The organism is Chelatococcus sp. YT9 (genome assembly GCF_018398315.1).
Lineage (GTDB): Bacteria > Pseudomonadota > Alphaproteobacteria > Rhizobiales > Beijerinckiaceae > Chelatococcus.
Genome location: NZ_JAHBRW010000001.1, coordinates 4,120,248 through 4,144,447, shown reverse-complemented (window position 1 = coordinate 4,144,447; position 24,200 = coordinate 4,120,248). Strand labels below are relative to the sequence as shown.

The following is a 24,200-nucleotide window of genomic DNA, read 5'->3' as shown; positions in this document are numbered from 1 at the left end:
TAAAGCGCGACTTGACCGATTGTTCCAAAGGCGAGCGGTCCGGCGGGCCGTCCGTGCCCTTCATCGTTGACAGGCAAAGCGTCCGGTCGCGCGGGGATGACCGCGTGATCCGGCTAGGGCGTAGCGGGGCGGCTGGTAATGGTCGACCGGAGCATGGGATCCCGGGAAATGGATCTCAGCCAGGTCTCGCCGTACAAAGAAGGCGTTGATCCCCATGAGATCGCAACCGACGAGCGCCATGTCCTTCTGCCTGCCTATATGGTCCAGGGAGAGCAAAGAGGCGCCGAAATAACTCGAACCTCCCCAGGCTGAGCTGGGATCGTACGCGACCTCAAACTCGATTTCCGGAGGAAAACTCGCGTTATATTCCAGGCAGGCGACGCGGGAGCGCAGGGCCATTGCGCGCCACACGTGCGAGGTGTTCATATCGATGTCGAGTGACAGAAAATCGATCTCTCCCGACAAGCCGCAACGGCCAACCACCTCGTCAACAGTCTCAGCGGTGATCGCTTCCTCGACGAGGACGAGCCTACCATCAGCCAGATAGTCGGCGAGCCGGTGCTTTATCGCGGCCACCGCCGCCGGGTCACATTCCACCCAGGCGCCGCGCCACCCGAGTTCGAGCAGCAGACGGGTGTTGTTCTCCGTGCCATCGCCTACGCCGATTTCAAGGAAGCGCTTCTGGCCCGAGCCAACCCGCTCGAAGATCGCGGCAAGGATCGCGTCCTCGTAGTTCTGCGAAAAGATGTTGGTCTTCGCACCAAGGACAGACCGCCCGACGCTGGCATTCACGACGTCTCTGGAGACCACGCGCATGAGGTCGTTGAGATAGGAGAGTTCCGCGCAGGTCTTCTCCTGCAGAAAGCGGTGCGCCTGGGACTGTTCCGCTTGCGCAGCGCTCTGACGCATGAGGGCTTCAAGGAGGCTCTCGATCTGCGCGATGCGGGCGCCGAGTTCCTTGAACTCGCCGCGCGTGGCAAAATGGTCTGCCGCGCCCGCCCCGATAAGCCACCCGATCGAACGAAGAACGCGCTTCAGCATGGTTCCTCCCGTGCAGAAGCGGCAGTAGACAGGCCACCTATCTTAGTCAAGCTACCAGCCAACGAAAAAAGGCCGGAGCGATCTCCGGCCTTTCGGCTAGGGAGCGGCGGAAATCCATCCCGCCGCCAGCATGTGTCAGACGCTGTAGTACATGTCGAATTCGACCGGGTGCGGCGTGTGCTCGAAGCGGATCACGTCCTGCATCTTGAGTTCGATGTAGGAGTCGATGAAGTCATCGGTGAAGACGCCACCGGCCTTCAGGAAGGCGCGATCCTTGTCAAGATGGCCGAGCGCCTCGCGCAGGCTGGCGGACACGGTCGGGATCTTCTTCAGCTCACGCGGCGGCAGGTCGTAGAGATCCTTGTCCATGGCTGCGCCCGGATCGATCTTGTTGATGATGCCGTCGAGGCCGGCCATCAGCAGGGCCGCGAAGCCGAGGTAGGGGTTCGCGGTTGGATCGGGGAAGCGGATTTCGACGCGCTTGGCCTTGGGCGAAGCCGTCCACGGGATACGGCAGGACGCGGAGCGGTTGCGCGAGGAATAGGCAAGCAGCACCGGAGCCTCGAAGCCCGGGACGAGACGCTTGTAGGAGTTGGTCGACGGGTTGGTGAAGGCGTTGATAGCCTTGGCGTGCTTGATGATGCCGCCGATGTACCAGAGGCATTCCTGGCTGAGGTCGGCATACTTGTTGCCCGCGAAGACCGGCTTGCCATCCTTCCAGATCGACTGGTGAACGTGCATGCCCGAGCCGTTGTCGCCATAAACCGGCTTCGGCATGAAGGTGGCCGACTTGCCGTAGCTGTTGGCGACATTGTGGATGCAGTATTTGTAGATCTGCATCTGATCGCCCATGTGCGTCAGCGTGTCGAACTTCATGCCGAGTTCGTGCTGAGCGGAGGCCACCTCATGGTGGTGCTTCTCGACCTTTACACCCATGGAGGCCATGGCTGCGAGCATCTCGCCGCGCATGTCCTGGGCGCTGTCGAGCGGGGGAACCGGGAAGTAGCCGCCCTTCACGGGAATCCGGTGGCCCATGTTGCCACCCTCGTATTCCGTGTCGCCATTCGTCGGCAACTCGGTGGCATCCAGCTTGAAGCCGGTGTTGTAAGGCGTCGCGGAAAAGCGAACGTCATCAAACACGAAGAACTCGGCTTCCGGGCCGACGAAGATCGTGTCGCCGATCTTGGTGGACTGCAGGAAGGCCTCTGCCTTCTTCGCGATCCCGCGCGGATCACGGCTGTAGGATTCGCCCGTGGTCGGCTCGAGGATGTCGCAGACGATCGACAGCGTGGGCGCTGCGAAGAACGGGTCGAGCTGGGCCGTCGTCGGGTCGGGCATCAGGAGCATGTCCGACTCGTTGATGGCCTTCCACCCGGCAATCGAGGAACCGTCGAACATGGTGCCTTCGGCGAAGATTTCCTCGTCGATCATCGACACGTCGAAGGTGACGTGCTGCCACTTGCCGCGCGGGTCGGTGAAGCGGAAATCGACGTACTTGATGTCCTGCTCTTTGATCGCCTTCAGCACATCCTGGGCGCTCTTCATCATTCGTTCCTCGTGTTGCACAAACGTCATTAACCCGCGCTCGCGGCGCTCGCAGGTTGCTTCAGATCAAATCGCGTCGAGACCGGTTTCCCCCGTTCGGATGCGAATTGCTTCCTCCACGCTGGATACAAAAATCTTGCCATCTCCGATCCGACCTGTCTGGGCGGCCTTCCGGATCGCCTCGATGGCCCGGTCCACCATATCGTCGGCAAGGACGATCTCGATTTTCACTTTGGGCAGGAAATCAACCACATATTCGGCGCCGCGGTAGAGCTCCGTATGGCCTTTCTGCCGGCCGAAGCCCTTGGCCTCGATGACGGTTATGCCCTGCAAGCCGAGGTCCTGCAGCGCTTCCTTTACCTCGTCGAGCTTGAAGGGCTTGATGATCGCATCAATTCTCTTCATCCGTCGTGGTCTCCCCTAGGCGCCTAGCTTCCGATGGCGAACGTGACTAGACGGCTCTTACCATCAATGGGTCGGTGGCGGCCATGTCGAAGTTTGCGGAACGGGCTGTTGAGTGCCGCAATGTTCATCAGCGGACAGCACAAAAATTATGCATTTGATGACCTTTTGAGCTTCAGCCGTTCAAGGAGCGGAAAACTTCCCCTTTGGTGCTCGGGAAGACGCCACGAACTGCCCTGAGAATTGCCCGGGGGCTGCTTTGCGTTCGGGGACATTCATCTATGGTGTCGTGTATGCGACGGCTCCGAGAGCTTAACTGCGTGAACGGCGAGGGAATGATGTACGAGATCCTCACCAATGCTGCGGTACGCGAGGCCGATCAGCGCACGATTGCTTCAGGCGTGCCAGGCTGGGAGCTGATGGAGCGGGCAGGGCGGGCCGTCGCTCACCGGGCGGCGGAATGCGTGCCCGTCGGGCGAAGGGTCGTCGTCGTTTGCGGTCCTGGCAACAACGGAGGCGACGGTTTCGTCGCCGCCCGGATCCTTGCCGAGGAAGGTTACGAAGTCGCGCTTCATCTCCTTGGCTCCCCGCAGGCGCTGAGCGGCGATGCGGCTTGGGCTGCCGGCACCTGGCGCGGCGCAGTCAGCCCGCTTGCTGCGATGAATCTCGTAGGCGCGGAGCTCATCATCGATGCGCTGTTCGGCACAGGGCTTTCGCGAGACCTGGAGGGGGAGGCCGCCGTTGCCATCGCCGCGATCAACGCCTCGAAGGCCTATGTGATCTCGGCCGACATTCCATCTGGCATTGATGGGGATACGGGCGCGGTGCGCGGCATCGCGGTGATGGCGCACGAGACCGTTACATTCGCCCGGCGCAAGCCCGGACATCTTCTTCTACCGGGCCGGCTGCATTGCGGCTCGGTGACGATCGCCGATATCGGCATCAGCGACGCGACCGTCGCCGCCATCGCGTCGCCCTATGCCGCCAATGCTCCGGGGCTATGGCTAGCTACTTACCCGCTGCCCGAGACGGCCGGGCACAAATACGGGCGGGGCCACGCGGTTATCGTATCCGGCGGCATTGGCAGTACGGGCGCGGCGCGGCTGTCCGCGCGCGCTGCGTTGCGTGTTGGGGCAGGGCTTGTCACCGTAGCCTCGCCGCCCGCGGCGCTAGCGGTGAATGCTGCCCATCTCACCGCGATCATGGTGCGGTCGATCGATGGCGCGGGAGGTCTGAAGTCGCTCCTCGCCGACGAGCGCCTCAATGCGCTTGCGATAGGGCCCGGGGCTGGTGTGGGTGACGCTACACGCGGTTTGATATCGGTCGCAGCGGAAGCGGGCCGGGCGCTTGTCATCGATGCCGATGGCCTGACGAGCTTTGCCGTTGAAGGTGCGGCTGGCCTCGCCACCCTCACGTCGCTTGCCAAAGTCAACCCCGCGCCAACGGTTCTGACACCTCATGAGGGTGAATTTTCACGTCTCTTCAGCGAGGTAAATGAGATAATTAAAGCGCCGTCGAAGCTGCAGCGTGCGATAGCCGCGGCGCACCACACTGGCGCGGTCGTTGTTCTCAAGGGCGCAGACACCGTGGTCGCGACACCTGACGGCCGGGCGATCGTCAATGACAATGGCACGCCTTGGTTGGCGACTGCGGGGACGGGAGATGTCCTCGCTGGGTTCATTACGGGTCTTTTGGCGCAGGGGATGCCCGGCCGGGAGGCCGCGGCTGCCGCCGTCTGGCTGCACGGGGCGGCGGCTCGCGCTTTTGGCCCGGGCCTCATTGCAGAGGACCTGCCGGAAACCTTGCCTGCTGTGCTCAAGCGTCTTTTCGAGCGCAGCGGCCCGATATGAAAAGTCAGGTGACCTCGAACCAACTCGCCATGCCGCCGCCGAGACGATCGAGGATCGCGGAACTGATCATCCATTTGCCAGAGCCTTCGGTGACGAAGGCAACTCGGACAGTACGGCCGGCCGGGATTGCGATTGTGTCCTGCCAATAGGGCTCCCAGCCGTCATCGAGGGCGTGCAGAAGGCGGGCCGTGTGCCCATGGAGGTGGAGCGCCTGCAGGAACTCCGTCTTGTTGACCAGGCTCAGCACAACGGGCTTGCCTTGCCCGATAGAGAAGAGGGGCTTGCGGGCGTCCGTGAAGGCGACGCCATTGATACGCCAGATCCGCGATACGTCGCTCGGGAAAGGCTGGCCGGCTGTGACGCCTCCTTCGAGCACAAGATCGGCGCGTAAAGCCGAGGCAAGATCAATAGCTTCTGGGAGGTTATTGCCGAGGAGTTTTATCTCACCGGCCTTGGCATTGGGTGAGAGGGCGCCCTCTGTCTTGATGGTGAGCAGCGGCAAGCCCTGACCAAGGACAGCCACGACGTTGCCGGAGACACCCGTCTCCGTGGCGCAATGCAGGATCAGATCAGCCCGGTTGCCGGGTAGCAGTGCGAGGGTGTCGCGGGCTGGCGGGAAGGGCTCGGCCGGCTGGCCATCGAGGGCTATGACTTCGACCGCGAATTTCTCAAAGCGTAGGCTGATAGGACGGGCGTTGGAGGCATTAACAAGGCGCAGGCGTATCCGGCCGCCTGGGGCAACCGCGAAAGTCTCCGGGGCGGCTTGGCTGTTCACCGTGAGCCAGTTGCCGAGCCGACCAACCGCGCCGATCTCTTCGGCGGTGCCGAACCCAGGTCGGACCATGTTGTCATCGCCGAGTGCCCAATCATCGAGCACGATCGCGAGATCGGCGTCCACGGTCGGCGGTTCATCTTCGTCAACGACGAGAATACCGTAGAGGCCGCGCTCAGTCTGTTCTGCAGCCGTGTCCGGGACCATCGCGTGATACCAGTAGGTACCGCTGTCGCGTGGCGTGAACCGGATCTCCCGGCTCGCGCCGGGTGCGAGCGGCTCCTCGGTCAAGCCCCCGACGCCGTCGAACCGGTTGGGTACGCGCAAGCCATGCCAGTGCAGGGTGATTGGTTGTGAAATCCCGTTTTCTAGCTTGATCGCAAGCTCATGCCCCTTCCTGACCCGCAGGAGAGGGCCGGGTGACGTTTCCTCGAAGCACCACAGTTTGGTCGCAGCCCCCGCGGGTTTGAGTTGCCAGGAGATCTCCTCGGCGCGCAGGCGCCGGGCGTTTCCAGTCTTGGCGACCCGTTCGGTGCCCGGCGTCGTCGGGGCTGGAACGGGGCGGGAGGTCTCTCCGGCATCCTCTGCATTGGCATCAACCGCATGCACGAGGACGGTCGCTGCCGCCAGCCCGCCCTGGAGAAGCCGCCTTCGCGTCACTCCCCGGATGGCGGCGGCGAACAGCGGCGCTTGCGTCGATTCTGAAGTCTGTGCCGGCATCGGACGTTTCCAAGGTTCACCCGGTGGGAATGTGCCACCATCTGGCACAAAGATTGACGAACTGCTTGAGAATTTCAGCATTTTCGCCGGTACTTCAACGCTCGGGCGTTTGGCTCAGACGAGGGCGGGCGCGGCAAGTACCCCTGGTGGACAAAGAGATGACATTTTTTTGCTGCAACCGGGCTTTGTCATGATATAGAGCCGCGTCCTGTTGGGCAGGCATGCTGCGGGGCCCGCGCGGGCGTGGCGGAACTGGTAGACGCGCTGGATTTAGGTTCCAGTGACGAAAGTCGTGGGGGTTCGAGTCCCTTCGCCCGCACCAAAGCCACATCGCTCCCCGTATCATCGCCTATCCTGAGGGGCCATCAGAAGCACACGAATTTTCGAGAAGCTGTGACAATGCAGGCGACGCAAACCCGGGCCGATGGTCTGAAACGCGAGTTCAAGGTGGTGGTTCCGGCCGCCGAGCTGGAGACCAAGCTGGCAGGCGAGCTGTCTGGCCTGAAGGACAGGGTCCGCATCAACGGCTTCCGTCCCGGCAAGGTCCCCATGGCGCATCTGCGCAAGCTGTATGGCCGCGCGGTCATGGCGGACGTCGTTCAGAACACCGTCAATGAAGCCAACCGCAAGATTATCGAGGACAATTCCCTCAAGCTTGCCAATGAGCCGAAGGTGACCCTCTCCGAGGATAAGGATGAGGTCGAGGCCGTCATGGAGGCCAAGGGCGACCTCGCCTATACGGTCGCGCTCGAGATCCTGCCGGCCTTCCAGCTCAAAGACCTGTCCGACGTCGCGATCACACGTGAGACAGCCGAGGTGACTGACGCCGAAGTGGATGAGGCTCTGGCGCGTATGGCGCGCCAGAACCGCGCATTCACCACCAAGGCCGAAGGCGAAGCCGCTGCCACCGGTGACCGGGTCACGATCGACTTCGTCGGCACCATCGACGGCGAGCCCTTCGAGGGCGGCTCCAGCGAGGGCGTCCAGGTCGAGATCGGCTCCGGCGGGTTCATCCCGGGCTTCGAAGAGCAACTCGTCGGCGCAAAGGCCGGCGATGACGTGACTGTGAACGCCACGTTCCCCGACGAATATCCTGCCAAGCAGCTGGCCGGCAAGGCGGCAAGCTTTGCCGTGAAGGTGAAGGAAGTGGCCTCTGCCGCCGAGGTGACGGTGGACGAGGACTTTGCAAAGGGCTTTGGCCTTGAGAGCCTGGATAAGCTCAAGGAAGCCGTCCGCGCAAGCATCGAGCGCGATTACACCGCGCAGTCCCGCCGCAAGGTGAAGAAGGTGCTGCTCGATGCCCTCGACGCGAAGTACGACTTCGAGCTGCCGCCTAGCCTTGTCGAGCAGGAGTTTGCGGGCGTGTGGCGTCAGGTCGAAAACGACATGAAGCAGACCGGCCGTACTTTTGCCGATGACGAGACGACCGAGGACGAGGCGAAGGCGGAATATCAGCGCATCGCCGAACGCCGTGTCCGTCTCGGCCTCGTGCTGGCGGAAATCGGTGAGCAGGCGGCGGTGAAGGTCTCCGACGACGAGGTCACGCAGGCTGTCGTCGAGCGCGCCCGCCAGTTCCCCGGTCAGGAAAAGCTGGTGTGGGACTATTACCGCAAGAACCCGCAGGCTCTGGCGGAGGTGCGTGCGCCGATCTTCGAGGAGAAGGTCGTCGACCATATCCTGACGCAGGTTGCCGTGACGGATAACGTCGTGTCCCGTGAGGCGCTTTTCGCCGATGAAGACAGCGAATCCGACGGCGAAGAGGGCAAGGGCGCCAAGGAGGAGGGCAAGGCCGCTCCGAAGAAAGCTTCGCGCGCCAAGAAGAAGGACAGCGCCTGACCTGTCCAGCGCTTGCGGATCCCGTCCGGAAGCATATCTGGTGTTGGCCGGCGCGAACCGGCCAACCTACGGTCGTTATGCAACAGGATGCGATCGGCTAAGGCGCGTGCCGCTCCCAACGACCATCTGTTAATGATCGCCATGGAATAATTCCGGTGATCAAGGAGACTGATCTGCCATGCGGGATCCGTTTGAGGTCTACAACAACACCCTCGTGCCGATGGTTGTCGAGCAATCGAACCGCGGTGAGCGCGCGTTCGATATTTACTCGCGGCTGCTGCGCGAGCGGATTATTTTTCTGACAGGTCCCGTCGAGGATTATTCAGCATCGCTGATCGTCGCGCAGCTCCTCTTCCTGGAGGGCGACAATCCGAAGAAGGAGATCTCCTTCTACATCAACTCGCCTGGCGGGGTGGTGACCTCGGGGCTGTCCATCTATGACACGATGCAGTTTATCCGTTGTCCCATTTCGACCCTCTGCGTCGGCCAGGCCGCGTCGATGGGGTCGCTGCTTCTGGCGGCGGGGGAGCCCGGACAGCGTTTTGCGTTGCCGAACGCGCGAATCATGGTGCACCAGCCATCAGGCGGATTTCAGGGCCAGGCAACAGATATCCTGATCCACGCCCGAGAGATTGAAGCGTTGCGCCGGCGTCTGAATGAAATTTATGTGAAGCACACCGGCCGGGATATCGCGGCGATCGAGCAGGCGCTTGAGCGTGACAATTTCATGACCGCGGACGCCGCGCGGGAGTTCGGTTTGATCGATCAGGTCCAGGTGAAGCGCGCGGATTCAGATGCCTGATTTCGGCCATGCGGCCGCCGTATGCGCTTTCAAAAGCAGAGATGTGGATATGCGGCAAGGTGTCCGCCTCCTATTGATCGCGCGGCGGCCTCATGTTTGCATGGGCTTTGGACCAGGTACGGCCTGATCGATTTCGGTAGTGCAGCGATAGGGCATTACCTTTTTTTAGATCCAGGCCTATATGAATGCTTGATGACGCCGGCGTCCTGTGCCCCGGCGGTACAGAGTGGAGACGGACCATGAGCAAGACAGGCGGTAGCGACTCCAAGAGCACGCTCTACTGCTCGTTCTGCGGCAAGAGCCAGCACGAGGTCCGCAAACTGATCGCCGGACCGACGGTGTTCATCTGCGATGAATGCGTCGAATTGTGCATGGACATCATCCGCGAGGAGTCGAAATCGTCGCTCGTGAAGTCCCGCGACGGCGTGCCGACCCCGAAGGAGATCCGCAAGGTCCTGGATGACTATGTCATTGACCAGGATCACGCGAAGAAGGTGCTCTCAGTCGCGGTGCACAACCATTACAAGCGGTTGGCACATGCGACCAAGCACAACGACGTCGAGCTCGCCAAGTCGAATATCCTGCTCGTCGGCCCCACTGGTTCGGGAAAGACGCTGCTGGCGCAGACGCTGGCCCGCATCCTCGACGTGCCCTTCACCATGGCGGATGCGACGACGCTGACTGAGGCCGGCTATGTCGGTGAGGATGTTGAGAATATCATTCTCAAGCTTCTGCAGGCGTCGGACTACAACGTCGAGCGCGCGCAGAGGGGCATTGTCTATATCGACGAAATAGACAAGATCTCGCGGAAGTCCGACAACCCTTCCATCACCCGTGATGTTTCGGGTGAGGGCGTGCAGCAGGCGCTTCTGAAGATCATGGAAGGCACGGTTGCCAGTGTTCCGCCCCAGGGCGGACGCAAGCATCCGCAGCAGGAGTTCCTACAGGTCGATACGACGAATATCCTCTTCATCTGCGGCGGCGCTTTCGCCGGCCTTGAGCGTATCATCATGGGGCGCGGGAAGGGGACCTCGATCGGCTTCGGCGCCCATGTGCAGGCGCCGGATGATCGGCGCACTGGCGAGGTCTTCCGTGAGGTGGAGCCTGAGGATCTGCTGAAATTCGGCTTGATCCCCGAGTTCGTGGGCCGCCTTCCGGTGATCGCGACCCTGGAGGACCTCGACGAGAACGCGCTCAAGCGCATTCTTCAGGAGCCGAAGAATGCCTTGGTGAAGCAGTATCAGCGCCTGTTCGACATGGAAGAGACCGAGCTCACTTTCCACGAAGAGGCTTTGACCCTGATCGCGCGCAAGGCAATCGAGCGCAGGACGGGCGCGCGCGGCCTCCGGTCTATCATGGAAGGCATCCTGCTCGAGACGATGTACGAGCTTCCGGGCCTCGAGGGCGTGGAGCAGATCGTCATCGGTCCCGAAGTCATCGAGGGCAAGGCGAAACCGCTGTTTATCTATGCGGATCGCGCCGCTGAGACGAGCGCGAGTGCGTAGCGTCTGAACAGGATCGCCGGATAAGACGCCCGGCGATCCTTTTCGGGCCGCCCTGCAGGTCTTGCCTCACCCCGTGATCTCCCCAGCCAAGACATCGCTTGCCGGTTGCTCCGTGATGGGTTTGGCTGTGTTTTCAGGAAGAGTGTGAGCCGCTGTCGGGTGGAACATCCATTTCTGATGGACATTCCGCAGGCTCGTGACGTTTATGGTGGCAGGTAGGCGCGAGTCACGCTGCGGCGTTTTTTCGCGCAGACCTCTCGGAATAAAGCGACCGTAGCAATGGCATCCCATTGCTGCGCGCGATGGTCTGCGTTTTGCGTTAGAGCAGTGAGTGCTCGATGTTACAAGGACTTAACTTGAAACGTCGAGGCCGGATAGCCACCTACTGAAGTGCGCGACAATTCCGGCATGCTCATTGCGAGGTGATCGGATAGCGGGCTGGAAGCAGCCATTCTTATGGTGAGCGCTTCCAGCGGACCGTCCGGCGGTCAGCCCTTTGGGGGATCGGCGGACGCAAAACGAAGGACAAGTGGGCGATGACCACAGCGAAGCCCCGCCAGGCTGCAGTTCCCGGCACGGTCGGCACTTATCCCGTCCTGCCCCTACGCGACATTGTTGTTTTCCCGCATATGATCGTGCCTTTGTTCGTTGGGCGTGAGAAATCCATTCGCGCGCTCGAGGAGGTCGTGAAGAGCGATCGGCACATCCTGCTCGCCACGCAGATGAATGCGGCGGACGACGACCCGGCAACGGACGCGATCTACACGATTGGCACCGTTGCGAGCGTACTGCAGCTTTTGAAGCTGCCCGACGGCACTGTGAAGGTGCTGGTGGAGGGCACCGGCCGCGCCAAGATCAGCGCGTACGGCCGGACTGACGACTATTACGAGGCTGAGGCCGAGGTGCTGGCGGAAACGGTCGGCAGCAAGGTCGAGACCGAGGCTTTGGCTCGTTCGGTGCTGGCCGAGTTTGAAAATTATGTGAAGCTCAACAAGAAGGTCTCGCCGGAGGTCGTCTCTGCGGTCACGCAGATCGAGGACCCTTCCAAGCTCGCCGACACGGTAGCTTCGCATCTGGCGGTGAAGATCGCCGACAAGCAGGGCATCCTCGAAACGACCGTCGTTGCCGAGCGGCTTGAAAAGGCGCTCGGCCTGATGGAGAGCGAAATCTCCGTTCTCCAGGTCGAGAAGCGGATCCGCACGCGCGTCAAGCGGCAGATGGAGAAGACTCAGCGCGAGTACTATCTGAATGAGCAGATGAAGGCCATTCAGAAGGAGCTCGGCGACGAGGACGGCCGCGATGAGCTAGCCGAGCTCGAGGAGAAGATCGAGAAGACAAAGTTCACGAAGGAAGCGCGCGAGAAGGCGTTGGCTGAGCTCAAAAAGCTTCGCCAGATGTCGCCGATGTCCGCCGAGGCGACCGTCGTGCGCAATTATCTCGACTGGATGCTGGGTATCCCGTGGGGCAAGCGGTCCAAGATCAAGAAGGACCTCAACCTCGCTCAGGACGTCCTCGATTCCGACCACCATGGCCTTGAGAAGGTCAAGGAGCGCATCCTTGAGTATCTTGCGGTTCAGCAGCGGGCGAACAAGCTGACCGGGCCGATCCTTTGCCTTGTCGGTCCGCCCGGCGTCGGCAAGACCTCGCTGGGTAAGTCGCTGGCGAAGGCCACTGGGCGCGAGTTCGTCCGCATGTCGCTCGGCGGCGTGCGTGACGAGGCTGAGATCCGCGGTCACCGCCGGACCTATATCGGCTCCATGCCTGGCAAGATCATCCAGTCCATGCGCAAGGCAAAGACGTCCAATCCGCTTATCCTGCTCGACGAGATCGACAAGATGGGTATGGACTTCCGCGGTGATCCGTCAGCGGCGTTGCTCGAGGTTCTGGATCCGGAGCAGAACTCCACGTTCAACGATCACTACCTGGAGGTGGACTACGACCTCTCGAACGTGATGTTCGTGACGACGGCCAATACCCTCAACATTCCGCCGGCACTGCTCGACCGCATGGAGGTGATTCGCATCGCCGGATATACGGAAGAGGAGAAGGTGGAGATCGCCCGGAAGCATCTCATTCCCGAAGCTGTGCGCAAGCATGGTTTGGCCGAGAAGGAGTGGTCGATCGACGAGGGCGGGCTCCTCACGCTCATCCGCCGCTATACACGTGAAGCGGGCGTCCGTAACCTTGAGCGCGAGCTCGCGAACCTTATCCGCAAGGCGGTGAAGGAGATCGTGCTCACCAAGCGCAAGAGCGTCGAGGTGACCGCGGATACCGTATCCGACTATCTCGGGGTGCCGAAATACCGGTACGGTGAGGCGGAGACGGAGGACCAGGTCGGCGTCGTCACCGGGCTGGCATGGACCGAAGTCGGCGGCGAGTTGCTCACCATCGAAGGCATCATGATGCCCGGTAAGGGCAAGATGACGGTGACGGGCAACCTGCGCGAGGTGATGAAGGAATCGATCTCGGCGGCGGCGTCCTACGTCCGCTCGCGGGCGCTCGATTTTGGCATCGAACCACCCCTCTTCGAACGTCGCGATATCCACGTGCACGTGCCGGAAGGCGCGACGCCGAAGGATGGTCCGTCCGCAGGCATTGCCATGGCGACGGCGATCGTTTCGACGCTCACGGGCATCCCCGTGCGTCGTGACGTGGCGATGACAGGCGAGGTCACCCTGCGAGGGCGTGTGCTGCCTATCGGCGGCCTCAAGGAGAAGCTGCTCGCGGCGCTTCGCGGCGGCGTGACCAAGGTGCTCATTCCCGAGGAGAACGCCAAGGACCTGGCGGACCTCCCCGAGAGCGTGCGCAGCGGTCTGGAGATCGTGCCTGTCTCCCGTATGGAGCAGGTGCTCAAGGAGGCGCTCGTGCGCCAGCCAGAGCCGATCACGTGGGATGAGCCGGCGGAAGAGAAGGCCCGGAAGGCTGCTTCCGATGGTGAGTCGAACGCCCTCGTGGCCCACTGAAGTGCTGCAAACAAGTAACGGATGCTGTTGAAAAGTGCCCCCTGGCCACCCGGTCAGGGGGCTTTTTTTGCTTTTGCGCGTCAGACACGTTGATTTCCTTGGAATTCTAGGCCATCGGGGAGACACGCGCGCTGCTTTTCGGCATGAACGCGTGTCTCGCGCAGCGCGCAGGACAAACGAAGCGCCTGCCTAGGGCAGGTCAGGAGGTTTGAGATGAACAAAGGTGATCTTGTTTCGGCCGTGGCCGAGAAGGCCAACCTTACGAAAGTTCAGGCCACGGAGGCTCTGGACGCTGCCATCGACGCCATCACCGCCGCTCTCAAGGCCGGCGATGAGGTGAAGCTGGTCGGCTTCGGCACCTTCGCCGTCGCTGATCGCGCGGCAGGCACCGCTCGTAACCCACGCACTGGTGAGACCATCAAGGTTCCGGCGTCCAAGACGCCCAAGTTCAAGGCCGGCGCCGGCCTCAAGGAAGCCGTCAACGGCAAGTAAGAGGCGCGTGGCCTCCTTATGGCCAGGCAGGCTCATGGGGGAGGGGGCGGCCATGTCGAGGCAAGTCCCGATTGGGAGCGTCTCGGAGCCCTTCCCGCGTCCATGAGGCGAATTCCAGACGTGCAGCACGCAATCGGTCCTGTAGGACCTTTTAGAGGGCGCGCCACGGCTTTTAGGGGTCGGGGCTTGTAGGAGCCCTGGGGCATGGACGGACGGGTCGTGCGGCGAGCAGCTTAAAAGGGCTTGCCTCGCCGGATGGCTCTCCGTTAAATCACTTCAGTTTCGTCCCGTTCAGGTACGAGACTGACCTTTCCGTAGCATGCAGTGTCATGTACGGACGAAGGGCGGTTAGCTCAGTTGGTAGAGCATCTCGCTTACACCGAGAATGTCAGCGGTTCGAGCCCGTTACCGCCCACCACCATCGCTACCCTTTCGGGTGAGACTACGCCGGGCATCACAGCTCGGCCCGGTTTGCTCGACGCGCTGGCAGCTAGTCGCTGCCTTGTGAACACCCCAAGTTCGCCATATTCGGCAACGGGAAATCCTGCAGCTTGGACGTCTCCCGAGCCCGATACGGTGGGCGAGGGGAGGGATTAGCCGTGAAGCCCTTCCCGCCGGTATCTCCGGCTCGCAATCGGATGTATTTCCAGGAGCTGCTGCGGGAAAAACAGCCGGTCCGGCACCCCGATCTGCCGTTGGCCGCGACGTCGTATAGCATCTGCTAAACTTGACAGGTCGGCTCGCCTTCGTTCAACATTTGGGCATAGTTCGTTCGATTATGTGGCGGCGTCGGGAACACAGATGCTGCAAATGCGTTATCTCCACAGATATTGGAGTATCTCGCCCTCGGTCGAGATACGGCGAGAGGAGACGCTTACATGCATCACGGCATCAGGTCGACCTCTGACACCGATTATGCTCTTGCAGCATTAAGAGCAGACCTCCGGGAGATCATGTCTGAGTTTCGACCTCCCGTGGATAAGATAATAAGCACCTTAGATCAGCTCGAGCCTTTTGCATCGACGGCGGAACGTATCAGATCTCGGGACGATCTCCTCTCCTTCTTCAAGGAAAAAAGCGACGAGCTTGACTTCGCCCCAGCCCTGGATTGCAGGTTCCCATTCTTTTGGGGCCGTTTCTCGCGGGCTTGGTTGGAGGACGATGCCACCGTATCGCCAGATCCCACAGTGGTAAGTCTGTTCAGCGATCCGCGTGTCAGCCGTGGCAGGCAGTCCCACCCGTAGAGGATTGCCTAGGGCGCAGCATCCTTTTGCCGGCATCGGGAGAAGACGCGCAGAAAAAAGCCTTCGGAGCGGATAACGGTCCGAAGGCTTTAAAGCGCATAACGGAGCCGCCACTCTGGGAGGAGTGGCGGCTGTATTCTGTCGGGTTAAATCCCCCAATATGGATTGACGCCGTAATAGTCGTGAAGGCGCCGCTCATAGGCTCGGTCGCCCCAATCCGGAGTCTCCCGGGCCTCATAATGTGGCGCGCCTTCGAGCTGTTCACGGCTCAGGTTCACGACATAGCCACCCTTGGACGTGTCATACGTCAATGTTGACCATGGTAGCGGATGGTATTGCTCGCCGATGCCGAGGAATCCGCCGAACGACATGACGGCGTAGGCCACCTTACCGCTGACCTTGTCGATCATCACACTTGAGATCTCGCCAAGATGTTCTCCAGAACCGTTATAGACCTCGGTTCCCGACACTTTGTCGGACCCGATAAGGTTCGTCGTTTCAGCTGTGTGGTCCACTTTCGTCTCCCTATGTTTGCCGTTATCTTAGAAACGCCTCTCTGACCCGCTGGTTCCCGGTAGGACCGGAACGCTGGTCGGGCGCAATGGCACACGAAGATCAGCCTGAACGCACTGAGGTTCCATAATGTGCCTTATGCGAATTCATTTCCCGCGTGTTGGCGTGTCCTCCTCTCGGGCAATCACCCCTTGAAACGCCCACTGTCCCGTGGTCCAACTCCGACGCTCCGGCCTTCGTGCACTGGCCGCGACGTGGACAGCCAACGTTCAGCGATATCGTGTGGCTTGCCGCAGCAGAACCGTTGGAGATCACATGCAGGCGTCTCGGGATATCAGTCAGCTCATTGCGATCATGGCCGCATTGCGGACCCCAGGCAGCGGATGCCCATGGGATATCGAGCAGAATTTTTCGACGGTGGCTCCTTACACCATTGAAGAAGCCTATGAGGTCGCCGACGCCATCGAGCGTGGTGATATGGATGATCTTCGGGAGGAGTTGGGCGATGTTCTCCTCCAGGTCGTGTTTCATGCACGCATGGCCGAAGAAGCCGGCGAGTTCGCCTTCGGGGATGTGGTCGAGGCCATCACCAGCAAACTCATACGGCGACATCCCCATGTCTTCGGCGAGGCACGCGATCTGTCGCCCGAGGCGGTCAAGGCTCTTTGGGAGCGTATCAAGAGCGAGGAGAAAGCCGAGCGCCGCAGCAGACGTCAGGAGCGCGGTCTAACTGACGAAGGCCGGGCAGGGCTGCTCGATGGTATCGCGAGGACGCTCCCTGCCCTCACCCGGGCCGACAAACTCCAACGCAAGGCAGCCAGCGTGGGTTTCGATTGGGCAGAGGCCCGCGAGGTTGTGGCGAAACTTCGCGAAGAGTTGGACGAGATCGACGCGGCCCTGACCATGGCCGACCCATCTGCCGTGATGGAGGAAGTTGGGGATCTTATATTTGCGGCGGTTAACCTGGCGCGCCACGTCGGAGGCGATGCCGAAGCTGCGCTCGCCCTGACCAACGCCAAGTTTGAACAGCGTTTCGCGTATATTGAGAGGCAGCTCGCTTCCGCGGGACGCACCACCACGGAAGCAAGCCTTGAAGAGATGGAGGATCTCTGGCAGGAAGCCAAAGGGGAAGGAAAGCTCGCCAAAGACAACCGTTTACCGGATGCGCTTGGCCCCAGGGCATCTTCGTAGCAAGCGGGGCTCTTTCGCCTCCGCGATGCGAACGGCCAACAGGATGCGCCCATCCTCGTCCGAACGCCGGTCAAGAATTTCGGCTTCTTCATAGAGCCAGTTCAGGACGTCTCCGGCCTGGGGCTCCAGAGTCACACGGTAGACGGCACGGCCATGCGCCAGCCTGGACTCGATGGCGGATAGCAGAGCATCCATCCCCTCCCCGCTGACGGCCGAGACCAGGACTGGCTGGAGGTCGGTTGGCCTGCGCGATGCCAGATTGTCGAGCTTGATGCGTTCATCCGGTGCCAGAAGGTCGGCCTTGTTCCACACTTCGATCAGGCGCTGACCATTGCCCGGATCGACGCCGAGTTCGCGGAGAATGGTTTCGACATCGCTGGCCTGAGCCTCAGTGTCGCCGTGGGACACATCCCGAACATGGAGCAGCACGTCCGCCTCGATCACGTCTTCCAGCGTCGCCCTGAAAGCCGCGACGAGCATAGTCGGAAGATCGGAGATGAAGCCGACGGTGTCTGAAAGGATGGCTTTCGAACCGTGCGGCAACCCTATCGCCCGGGCCGTGGGATCGAGCGTCGCGAACAGCAGGTCCTCGGCCATCACCTCGGCCGCAGACAGGCGATTGAACAGCGTCGACTTGCCGGCGTTGGTGTAACCCACCAGAGCGATGATGGGATAGGGCACGCGGCGCCTACTTTCGCGGTGGAGCGCGCGAGTCCGCTTGACATGCTCGAGGTCGCGCTCGATGCGGCTCATTCGCTCCTGGATGAGACGACGATCGGTCTCGATCTGCGTCTCTCCAGGGCCACCGAGAAAGCCGAATCCGCCGCGCTGGCGCTCAAGATGGGTCCATGAGCGGACAAGACGGCTCTTCTGGTAGGTGAGATGGGCGAGCTCAACCTGGAGCGAGCCCTCGCGCGTTCGCGCCCGCTGGCCGAAGATGTCGAGAATGAGCCCCGTTCGGTCTATGACCTTGGCGCCGAGAGCTCGTTCGAGATTGCGCTGCTGCACCGGTGAGAGGGCGCAATCCATGATGACGAGTTCAATGTCATCGGCCTTCACGATGCCCGCCAGCTCCTCGACCTTGCCCGAGCCGAGATAGGTCGCGGGGCGGACATTGGTGAGGCTGAGCTGGATCGCACGGACGATCGTCAAATCGATCGCCCGCGCCAGACCTACGGCTTCATCGAGCCGCGCAGTGGGATCCCGCGCCGCGCTCTCGCCGCTGCGCTCGGTCGCACTGCGTGTCAGGTAGGGCCCGATCACGAGAACGCGGGTATTCTTGCCTTCGTGATCACCAGAGGAAGGCGGCGTCGGTTGAAACGCGTCCTTACGCTTATCGGGCTGCGTCATTCAGACCTTTTCTGACCCCATATCGTCGGTCGGCTCAAACAGCTGGATCGGATGTCCAGGCATGATCGTCGATATGGCGTGCTTATAGACCAGCTGCGAGTGCCCATCACGGCGCAGCAATACACAAAAGTTGTCGAACCAAGTCACAACACCCTGAAGCTTGACGCCGTTGACGAGGAAAATCGTCAGCGGGACTTTGTTCTTGCGAAGGTGATTGAGAAAGGTGTCCTGCAGGTTTTGCGCGCGTTCGCCCGCCATCTTGTTAAACCTTCTTCTTGCGCCGTGCTCGTCGGTCCTTGTTCGCTTACACGGCTTCTGTTGTTGCCTTTGCCGTCGCTGCCGGGAGGCCGCGTGGGCGCGGGACGCTCATAGACCGAGAAACGCATTACAAAGGGAGAAACGCTTCAAACGCAAGTATCTCTTGCCCCACCGAGCCAGTTCCGGGCGTCCCACTAGCATCCGCGCACGACCGTCCATACAAGGACGAGGCGCGACCGTCGGGCGTCAAGAGCCGATCCCGAGCGACTTCAACTTCCTGTGTAGAGCAGAGCGCTCCATACCGATAAACTCTGCAGTACGCGAGATATTTCCCGAGAATCGGTTGATCTGCGCCACAAGATACTCGCGCTCGAAGATCTCGCGTGCGTCGCGCAACGACAAGCTCATCAGCTTCTCACCACCGCTGCCGGCCGGCGTAGTGGGCACAAGCGTCCCGATTTCGGCTGGCAACAGGTCGGCGGAAATTGCCGCATCAGGATCTCCGCCGGTCAATATCATCAACCGTTCCACATTGTTACGCAGCTGGCGCACATTGCCCGGCCAATCGTGCGACTGGAGCACGGCCATGGCATCGTCCGCGATGACGCGCTTTGCAAGCCCGGTCGCAGCCGAGATCTGCTCCATAAAGAAACTGATGAGTTCCGGCACGTCTTCCCGTCGCTCAGCCACAGACGGGATCCGGATTGGCACGACACCCAGCCGATGGAAGAGGTCTTCCCTGAAATGCCCGTCGGCGATCTCCTGCGTGAGGTCTCGACTGGTGGAGGAGATGATGCGCACGTCGACGTGAACGCGCGTGGTGCCCCCTACCCGCTGGAAGTTCTGGTCCACCAGCACACGCAAAATCCGATTCTGCGTCTCCCGGGGCATGTCGCCAACTTCGTCGATGTAAAGCGTGCCGCCGTGCGCCTCCTCCAGCGCGCCGATGCGCCTGCCCCGTCCATCTGTCGCCTCAACGCCGAAAAGCTCGCTCTCCATGGTTTCGGGGGTGATCGCCGCCGCATTGATGACAATGAACGGGCCATTGGCGCGCTGCGAATTCATGTGCAACGTGCGGGCCGCCAGTTCCTTGCCTGAGCCGGACGGACCGCTGATCAGCACACGGGCATTCGTCGGCCCGACGCGCTCGATGGTTTGGCGCAACTGGTTGATGATCGGGGAACGGCCCACCATCCTGCTGGTCTGCCCGGAGCGCGTCCTGAGTTCACGTACCTCACGCTTTAGACGCGAAGCTTCCAGCGCGCGTTCCGCCACGAGAACGAGGCGATCAGCCTTGAACGGCTTTTCGATGAAATCATACGCGCCGCGCTTAATGGCCGAGACCGCGGTTTCGATGTTGCCATGCCCGGAAATCATGACGACCGGCACTTCCGGATTCTGCTCCTTGATGACGTCGAGCACCTGAAGGCCGTCAAGACGGCTGCCCTGCAGCCATATATCGAGGAAGACCAGCTGCGGCCGGCGGGCTTCGATGGCGGCCAAGGCTTCGTCTGATCCACCAGCCGTCCGCGTCCTATGTCCCTCGTCATCAAGTATGCCGCCTACGAGTTCACGAATATCCGCTTCGTCGTCGACGATGAGGATGTCGGCGCTCATCCAATTGCCCTTTGTTTGATGTCGTCCTTGCTGTCCGTTGACGCAACGCCACCACTGCCAGATTCGGAAATGCCAGATTTCGGGAACCACATGCGGACGCGTGCACCTGGTCCACCGGCGCTCACGCCGGGATGGTCGAGCAGCTCAATGCCGCCGCCGTGGTCCTCGAGAATTTTGCCCACGATGGCGAGGCCAAGGCCCGTGCCGCCCTCGCGGGTCGTCATGTAAGGCTCAAGCAAGCGCTGCCTGTGCTCCTTCGGGAAACCCTTGCCGTTGTCGCTGACGTCGATCGTGATGATGCCGTCCTGTTCGCGGACGCTCACGTCGATCTGTCCGATGCCGCGCGTATTGCCCTCGACCGCCATCACCGCCTCGGTCGCGTTCTTCACAATATTCGTGACCGCCTGGGAAATGAGCCGGCGGTCGAAATAGGCGGTGATCCCCTCCTCCGGCAGCCTTTCTTTGAAAGTGATGTCCGGCGCACCCACCCGCATCAGGAAGACGACCTGACGCACCGTATCAACGACGTCGTCCATGGCATGCGTCGGTTTCGGCATCCGGGCGAAGGAGGAGAATTCGTCGACCATGCGCTTGATGTCATCGACCTGGCGGACGATCGTGGCGACGCATTGGTCGAAAATCGCTCGATCCTCGACGATAACCTTGCCGTATTTGCGACGGATCCGCTCCGCCGACAGCTGGATCGGCGTAAGCGGGTTCTTGATTTCATGGGCGATGCGGCGCGCGACGTCGGCCCAGGCCGATGTACGCTGGGCGGACACAAGATCTGTTATGTCGTCGAGCGTGACGACAAAGCCCTTGTCCTGGCCCGCTGCCTGTTCACTGGTAACGCGCACGTTGAGCATGCGCTCACGGCCATCCCTGTTCAGAGCGATCTGCCCCTGGATCAGTTGGCGCTGCCTGCCGGCCAGCACCTCATCGAGAAGCGGAGCGACTTCCGGCAAGGCCTCGATGATCGGCTTGCCGATGACCGCGCTGCCATCTGCCTGCAGGATCGCTTCCGCGGATGGGTTGACGATCGTGATCATGCCTGCAGCATCTGTGCCGATCACTCCGGCCGACACGCCAGCCAGAACGGCCTCGTTGAAGCGACGCCGCTTGTCGATGACGTCGCTCGCCGCGACAAGGCCGTCGTGCTGTTGCCTGAGCTCGCTCGTCATCTTGTTGAAGGTCGCACCAAGATGCGCGAGATCGCCTTCTGCGCGCCGTATCGGGACCTGCACATAGAAATTGCCGCTCGCGACCTGGTCCGTCGCGTGAATCAGCCGGCGGACCGGCATGACGAGCCGGTTGGCGAAGCTCAGGCCAAACCACACAGCCGAGAGAAGAACGATCAGCGCGACCAGCGCGAACATCGACGCGAAGGCAATCTGGATGCCGAATTTCTTCTCCTCGAGAGCCTGATAATAGGCGACGCCTGTTTGTGCTGCGGCCGGGAACTCCACAGCCCGTGGATCGACGGTCCGCGCCACATACAGCAGTGTCGGCTCGGGCCAATCCAGCTTGATCAGGGAGCGGAACAGGTTGCCGGACTGCGGAATGAGGCAGACGGGATCGGTGGTGTTGGCGTCCTTGATGTCCTCTTCCGACGGCGGAGAGAGATTTTCGAGCGACTTTTGCTCAATGCGCTCCAGTATCTTCCCATCTTCGCTGACAAGCATCGCCGATGGGAAGCCGAGGAAGACGGAGCGCGACAACATGAAGTCGTGGAAAAGCTTGCGGTCGGCGTTAAACAGCACCTTCGCGCGATTGAGATCGGCTGCCATCAGCTCCGTCTCGCGCACCATGTTGCGGCACTGGCTGTCGCGATAGGCATGCGCGATCTCGACCGTATTGGTGATGAGCCCTTTCAACGAGCTCGTAAACCAGGGGTCAAGGCCACGTTCGAGCGTAATCGAGGCCACGATCGCGACAAGGATAGCTGGAAGCGCGGCCACCAGGCTGAACAGCGAGACGATGCGGACATGAAGCCCCGCCGCCGCGGCCCCTTCCCGCCTCGCCCGGAACAGGCTGTAGGTCTCCCACAGGATGACCGAGACGAGCAGAAGGACGAGGATGCCGTTGATGAACAGTGCCCAGACGACCACGATATGCGTCGGCAGGATCGGCGTCATGCCAGCGAGCACGACGAAGGTCACCAGCGCTGAGATCAGCGCCAGCGTGACCGCGATCGTCCCCAATATACCGGAGACGCGGGATTTGCGTTCCTTGGGAAGCTCCGCCGATAAGCTCACGAAATATTGGCCCGCCGTTTCGCGATGGTCGAATCGGTTCAATAGCACCGGATAATGATGCGAAGCTACAACACTGTTGTCGGATTGCGACATTCCCAAGGCAGCGCTTGGCGAGGTCCACAGACAAAAGCACTCCCGCCGGGGATCGCCCAGCATTACTTAATCCATTATTGTATGAATTGATTCAGATCGTTATCTGAATATGTTTAGAATATTTCTCAGGATGATCATTGTTCCTAGGCTAGATGCCGGTGGTGCATTCTCGGCGAAGCGAGGTGCAGACAAAGCACATGGCCTGAATGCAACAGAGGCAGCGGAATCTGCTGTTTTGGGTGGATGCCACGGATGCGCGCGTCGGACTTGGTTGACGTCCAACGCGCACCGCCCGGTCGCGGTCAGCGCGACGGTGTGCGAACCACCGACAGATCGAGATCCCGGATCTTCTTGCGCAGGGTGTTGCGGTTGAGCCCGAGAAGCTCGGCGGCTCGGATCTGGTTTCCACGTGTGGCCGCCAAAGCCATGCCGATCAGTGGCCCCTCGATCTCGCGCAAGATGCGGTGGTAGAGGCCGGGTGGCGGCAGCGTATCCTTGAACCCGCCGAAATAACGGTTGAGGTGTCGTTCAACGGAAGCGGCGAGTTGCTCATCATCACGCGGCTCGCCGCCCTCCGGGGAACTGCTGGTGGAAGGCTCAAGTTCCGCGTCGATGATGGGACCCGTGATGGTGTCCTGCGGGTATAGCGCAGCCAGTCGCCGGACAAGATTCTCGAGCTCGCGGACGTTCCCAGGCCAGCGGTAGCGCTTGAGACGATCCATCGCATCGAGGTCTATCTGCTTGTGGGGCAATCCCTCGCGCGCGACCAACGTGAAGAAATGACGGATGAGATCCGGCACATCTTCCGCCCGCTCACGCAAGGGGGGCAGGCGGAGCGGCACGACGTTGAGACGGAAGAACAGGTCTTCGCGGAAGATGCCCTGCTGGATCGAGATGCGAAGATCCTTGTTGGTGGCTGCGATGATGCGGACATTGGTCTTGATCGGCGTGCGGCCGCCGACGGTGGTATACTCGCCCTGTTGCAGGACGCGCAGAAGACGTGTCTGTGCCTCCATAGGCATATCGCCGATCTCGTCCAGAAACAGCGTACCGCCCTCGGCCTGCTCAAAACGTCCGGCGCTGCGCTGGGTCGCCCCGGTGAAGGCCCCCTTCTCATGGCCGAAGAGTTCGGACTCGATGAGGTCACGCGGGATGGCTGCCATGTTGATGGCAACGAAGGGCCCTGTGCGGCGCTTGCCGTAGTCATGCAGCGCGCGGGCGACGAGCTCCTTGCCGGTGCCGGATTCGCCGGTGATCATTACCGTGAGATCCGTCGGCATCAGTCGCGCGAGCGCCCGGTAAATCTCCTGCATGGCCGCGGAGCGGCCGACGAGCGGTATGTCCTCGCCATCGGCTTCACCGAGGCTCTTTGCCTGTCCCCGCGGCCGCGACAGAGCGCGCGCGACAATAGAGACCAGCTCCTTCAGGTCGAAGGGCTTCGGCAGATACTCATAGGCACCGCGTTCGGATGCCCGGATCGCTGTCATGAAGGTATTCTGCGCGCTCATGACAATGATAGGCAGGTCCGGACGCAGCTTCTTGATCCGCGGCAGCACGTCGAAGGCGTTCTCGTCCGGCATCACCACATCGGTGATCACCAGATCGCCTTCGCCCTGGCTCACCCAGCGCCAGAGCGTCGCTGCATGTCCTGTAGACCTGACGTCATAGCCAGCCCGCGCCAATGCCTGGTTCAGCACAGTGCGGATTGCGGTATCGTCGTCGGCGACAAGAATGCTGCCTCTCGCCATATT

Annotated in this window: 16 protein-coding genes, 2 tRNA genes and 1 pseudogene; 9 read left to right on the top strand and 10 right to left on the bottom strand. The window is 61.3% G+C overall.

Annotated elements, in window-relative coordinates; all coding sequences use genetic code 11:
- Positions 1–60 precede the first annotated feature (60 nt).
- From KIO76_RS19125 to KIO76_RS19115, 3 genes are all read right to left on the bottom strand, one after another.
- Positions 61–1,041 carry a hypothetical protein gene (locus KIO76_RS19125; protein WP_213324724.1) on the bottom strand — a complete coding sequence of 327 codons (981 nt, stop codon included), beginning with the start codon at positions 1,039–1,041 and terminating at the stop codon, positions 61–63.
- 135 nt (positions 1,042–1,176) lie between these two features.
- On the bottom strand, positions 1,177–2,586 hold the full coding sequence (glnA, locus tag KIO76_RS19120) for a type I glutamate--ammonia ligase (protein WP_283771501.1): 1,410 nt from the start codon (positions 2,584–2,586) through the stop codon (positions 1,177–1,179).
- Between the two features lie 66 nt (positions 2,587–2,652).
- A complete protein-coding gene (locus tag KIO76_RS19115; protein WP_213324722.1) occupies positions 2,653–2,991 on the bottom strand; it encodes a P-II family nitrogen regulator in 339 nt (112 codons plus the stop codon).
- A 335-nt stretch (positions 2,992–3,326) separates the two neighbouring features.
- Between KIO76_RS19115 and KIO76_RS19110 the strand changes: the two genes are divergently transcribed.
- Positions 3,327–4,838: an NAD(P)H-hydrate dehydratase gene (locus KIO76_RS19110; protein ID WP_213325346.1), complete on the top strand. Its 1,512-nt coding sequence runs from the start codon at positions 3,327–3,329 to the stop codon at positions 4,836–4,838.
- A gap of 4 nt (positions 4,839–4,842) precedes the next feature.
- On the opposite strand, the gene KIO76_RS19105 is transcribed toward KIO76_RS19110, so the two are convergent.
- On the bottom strand, positions 4,843–6,330 hold the full coding sequence (locus KIO76_RS19105) for a multicopper oxidase family protein (protein ID WP_213324721.1): 1,488 nt from the start codon (positions 6,328–6,330) through the stop codon (positions 4,843–4,845).
- A 237-nt stretch (positions 6,331–6,567) separates the two neighbouring features.
- On the opposite strand from KIO76_RS19105, the gene KIO76_RS19100 reads away from it, so the two are divergent.
- The 7 genes and pseudogenes from KIO76_RS19100 to KIO76_RS19070 all read left to right on the top strand — a co-directional run bounded on the left by KIO76_RS19100 (position 6,568) and on the right by KIO76_RS19070 (position 14,346).
- Positions 6,568–6,652, top strand: a tRNA-Leu gene (locus KIO76_RS19100).
- Positions 6,653–6,729: 77 nt separating this feature from the next.
- Positions 6,730–8,166: a trigger factor gene (gene tig / locus KIO76_RS19095; RefSeq protein ID WP_213324720.1), complete on the top strand. Its 1,437-nt coding sequence runs from the start codon at positions 6,730–6,732 to the stop codon at positions 8,164–8,166.
- Positions 8,167–8,344: 178 nt separating this feature from the next.
- Positions 8,345–8,968, top strand: coding sequence for an ATP-dependent Clp protease proteolytic subunit (locus tag KIO76_RS19090; RefSeq protein WP_213324719.1), 624 nt, complete (start codon positions 8,345–8,347; stop codon positions 8,966–8,968).
- A gap of 239 nt (positions 8,969–9,207) precedes the next feature.
- The gene (gene clpX / locus KIO76_RS19085; RefSeq protein WP_110374146.1) at positions 9,208–10,473 is read left to right on the top strand and encodes an ATP-dependent Clp protease ATP-binding subunit ClpX; all 1,266 of its coding nucleotides are present in this window, start codon (positions 9,208–9,210) and stop codon (positions 10,471–10,473) included.
- Positions 10,474–11,009: 536 nt separating this feature from the next.
- Positions 11,010–13,436, top strand: coding sequence for an endopeptidase La (lon, locus tag KIO76_RS19080; protein WP_213324718.1), 2,427 nt, complete (start codon positions 11,010–11,012; stop codon positions 13,434–13,436).
- A gap of 210 nt (positions 13,437–13,646) precedes the next feature.
- Positions 13,647–13,928 (top strand): annotated as a pseudogene (locus KIO76_RS19075) (HU family DNA-binding protein); the annotation flags it as partial.
- A 342-nt stretch (positions 13,929–14,270) separates the two neighbouring features.
- Positions 14,271–14,346 (top strand) — tRNA-Val (locus KIO76_RS19070).
- Positions 14,347–15,318: 972 nt separating this feature from the next.
- Here KIO76_RS19070 and KIO76_RS19065 read toward each other — a convergent pair.
- Positions 15,319–15,687 carry a PRC-barrel domain-containing protein gene (locus KIO76_RS19065; RefSeq protein ID WP_213324717.1) on the bottom strand — a complete coding sequence of 123 codons (369 nt, stop codon included), beginning with the start codon at positions 15,685–15,687 and terminating at the stop codon, positions 15,319–15,321.
- Between the two features lie 313 nt (positions 15,688–16,000).
- On the opposite strand from KIO76_RS19065, the gene mazG reads away from it, so the two are divergent.
- Complete coding sequence (gene mazG / locus KIO76_RS19060; RefSeq protein ID WP_213324716.1) at positions 16,001–16,876, top strand: nucleoside triphosphate pyrophosphohydrolase; 876 nt, start codon at positions 16,001–16,003, stop codon at positions 16,874–16,876.
- On the opposite strand, the gene hflX is transcribed toward mazG, so the two are convergent.
- The 5 genes from hflX to ntrC form a co-directional block, all read right to left on the bottom strand.
- Positions 16,841–18,226, bottom strand: a complete 1,386-nt coding sequence (hflX, locus tag KIO76_RS19055) for a GTPase HflX (RefSeq protein ID WP_213324715.1) — start codon at positions 18,224–18,226, stop codon at positions 16,841–16,843. The genes mazG and hflX overlap by 36 nt on opposite strands.
- Entirely contained in the window at positions 18,227–18,484 is a 258-nt protein-coding gene (gene hfq, locus KIO76_RS19050; RefSeq protein ID WP_110374139.1) for an RNA chaperone Hfq, read from the bottom strand. It abuts the gene before it with no gap.
- A gap of 246 nt (positions 18,485–18,730) precedes the next feature.
- Entirely contained in the window at positions 18,731–20,101 is a 1,371-nt protein-coding gene (gene ntrX, locus KIO76_RS19045; protein ID WP_213324714.1) for a nitrogen assimilation response regulator NtrX, read from the bottom strand.
- Complete coding sequence (locus KIO76_RS19040; protein ID WP_291976309.1) at positions 20,098–22,404, bottom strand: sensor histidine kinase NtrY-like; 2,307 nt, start codon at positions 22,402–22,404, stop codon at positions 20,098–20,100. The genes ntrX and KIO76_RS19040 overlap by 4 nt, the downstream gene beginning before the upstream one ends.
- A 347-nt stretch (positions 22,405–22,751) precedes the next feature.
- A complete protein-coding gene (gene ntrC, locus KIO76_RS19035) occupies positions 22,752–24,197 on the bottom strand; it encodes a nitrogen regulation protein NR(I) (RefSeq protein ID WP_213324712.1) in 1,446 nt (481 codons plus the stop codon).
- Positions 24,198–24,200 lie beyond the last annotated feature (3 nt).

Coding starts and splice junctions, on each gene's coding strand:
- KIO76_RS19125 (WP_213324724.1), bottom strand. CDS start 1,041: ATGCTGAAGCGCGTTCTTCGTTCGATCGGGTGGCTTATCGGGGCGGGC.
- glnA (WP_283771501.1), bottom strand. CDS start 2,586: ATGAAGAGCGCCCAGGATGTGCTGAAGGCGATCAAAGAGCAGGACATC.
- KIO76_RS19115 (WP_213324722.1), bottom strand. CDS start 2,991: ATGAAGAGAATTGATGCGATCATCAAGCCCTTCAAGCTCGACGAGGTA.
- KIO76_RS19110 (WP_213325346.1), top strand. CDS start 3,327: ATGTACGAGATCCTCACCAATGCTGCGGTACGCGAGGCCGATCAGCGC.
- KIO76_RS19105 (WP_213324721.1), bottom strand. CDS start 6,330: ATGCCGGCACAGACTTCAGAATCGACGCAAGCGCCGCTGTTCGCCGCC.
- tig (WP_213324720.1), top strand. CDS start 6,730: ATGCAGGCGACGCAAACCCGGGCCGATGGTCTGAAACGCGAGTTCAAG.
- KIO76_RS19090 (WP_213324719.1), top strand. CDS start 8,345: ATGCGGGATCCGTTTGAGGTCTACAACAACACCCTCGTGCCGATGGTT.
- clpX (WP_110374146.1), top strand. CDS start 9,208: ATGAGCAAGACAGGCGGTAGCGACTCCAAGAGCACGCTCTACTGCTCG.
- lon (WP_213324718.1), top strand. CDS start 11,010: ATGACCACAGCGAAGCCCCGCCAGGCTGCAGTTCCCGGCACGGTCGGC.
- mazG (WP_213324716.1), top strand. CDS start 16,001: ATGCAGGCGTCTCGGGATATCAGTCAGCTCATTGCGATCATGGCCGCA.
- hflX (WP_213324715.1), bottom strand. CDS start 18,226: ATGACGCAGCCCGATAAGCGTAAGGACGCGTTTCAACCGACGCCGCCT.
- hfq (WP_110374139.1), bottom strand. CDS start 18,484: ATGGCGGGCGAACGCGCGCAAAACCTGCAGGACACCTTTCTCAATCAC.
- ntrX (WP_213324714.1), bottom strand. CDS start 20,101: ATGAGCGCCGACATCCTCATCGTCGACGACGAAGCGGATATTCGTGAA.
- ntrC (WP_213324712.1), bottom strand. CDS start 24,197: ATGGCGAGAGGCAGCATTCTTGTCGCCGACGACGATACCGCAATCCGC.